The 1,493-nt window shown below is 43.5% G+C and carries 1 protein-coding gene; it reads right to left on the reverse strand.

The window, feature by feature from the left end:
- Window positions 1-43 precede the first annotated feature (43 nt).
- Window positions 44-1,395 (reverse strand): IS3 family transposase gene (locus L1028_RS30990; protein ID WP_234541959.1). Its coding sequence is split into 2 segments (ribosomal slippage): window positions 44-1,008 and window positions 1,008-1,395, totalling 1,353 coding nucleotides; the frame shifts between segments, so codons are not numbered across the junction.
- Between the last annotated feature and the right edge of the window lie 98 nt (window positions 1,396-1,493).

Raw genomic sequence — 1,493 nt, forward strand, 5'->3', positions numbered from 1 at the left:
TGAACTGTGACCGTATTTGTGGAAAGTTTAAAAAAGAAGACCTTTAAGAAGCGGTTAATAGGTGACTCCTGAATTCATCGGGAGTCATCTTTTTTAATGCCCATTGATATCGCTCGGAGTTATAGTAGGCGATATAGTCATCAACCTTTGTTCGTAATTCCAAGATAGTCATGCATGACTTGTACTCCAAATCATCCTTCATATGGCCAAAGAAGCTCTCCATGGCGGCGTTATCCCAGCAGTTTCCTTTCCGTGACATGGACTGTGTAAACCCAGCTTTTCGTACGAGAAAGCGGAATCTAGGATGAGTATAGTGCATTCCTTGATCCGAGTGTAAAAGGGCTTCTGGATGAATATTGCCATCCAGTCGTTCAAGTAGTTTTTCCAGTGTTTGTTCTACAATTGGCATGGCCAATGAAGTAGAAAGGTAATGAGCTAGAATTTGTCTCGTAGCCCCGTCCTTCACCACGGATAAATAAGCACATTGTCCATTACCATAATGCATATAGGTAATATCGGTCAGCAACACTTTCTCGGGCTCTCCTTGATCAAACTGGCGCTTGAGTAGGTTGGGACACGTTTGGTGCTCTTGTGTAGCTTTTGCCATCTTGCGATAGGGATTGGCTCGCCGGATCGTAGCAATGAGCTTATATTTTCGCATTAATCTTCGAATCTTCTTATGATTCATGATGATACCGTTCTCCCGTTCCAACCTCATCTTCACAACCAATGCTCCAGCTTTACCATTCAAAGTATCATAGTGTTTCTTGATAAGGAAAACGTCACGTTCGTCTGCTTCCTCTCGTAACTGTCTGGTTTCCTCAACGGCTTGCCAACGGTAATATCCGCTTAAACTCACACTGGCTAGCTTGCACAAATAACGCGTCATTCGCTGCAGACCGTGCTTGCGTATCGTTTGGTTAATAATTTCAAAGCGCTCGGAGGGTGTCAACGTTACCTCTGCATCTTCTGCTTTTCGAGCGCCTCCAGCTTTTTTAAAAAGTCGTTCTCCATCTCTAAAAGCTTGATTCGTGCCTCTGCACGTTTTAACTTTTCCTCGGTAGAAAGTTCTCCTGCCGATCGTCTGCCCGGGGATCCCTTTCCTCGTTGTTCCTCAAGTAGTCCAGCCTCTCCCTGAGTATTATACGTATTACGCCAACGGGTTAAGCAATGCCTAGGCTTCTTACGACCGATAACATCTACGTCAAATCCCGCGCTAAGGAAGATATCCATTGGGGTTTGACCTTCCTTGTAGGCCTTAATCGCGGCTAACTTAAACGTTGGCGAATAGGTAATACTCTTTTCCGTCACGTTCTCTACATTTGGATTGTTCTCTAGTTGTTTAATCTCATTTTCGTTAAATATCCTTGAGCTTCCTCTTGTTTTGTTATTCATGAAGGCTTCCTCCGTTTTTTCGATATTTCGATTAAAACATAAATAACCCGTAAGAGGGGCACTTTTTTCAAAGTTTCCATCTTACGGGTCACAGTTCA

It is taken from the genome of Paenibacillus pseudetheri (assembly GCF_924513355.1).
GTDB lineage: Bacteria > Bacillota > Bacilli > Paenibacillales > Paenibacillaceae > Paenibacillus_AQ > Paenibacillus_AQ pseudetheri.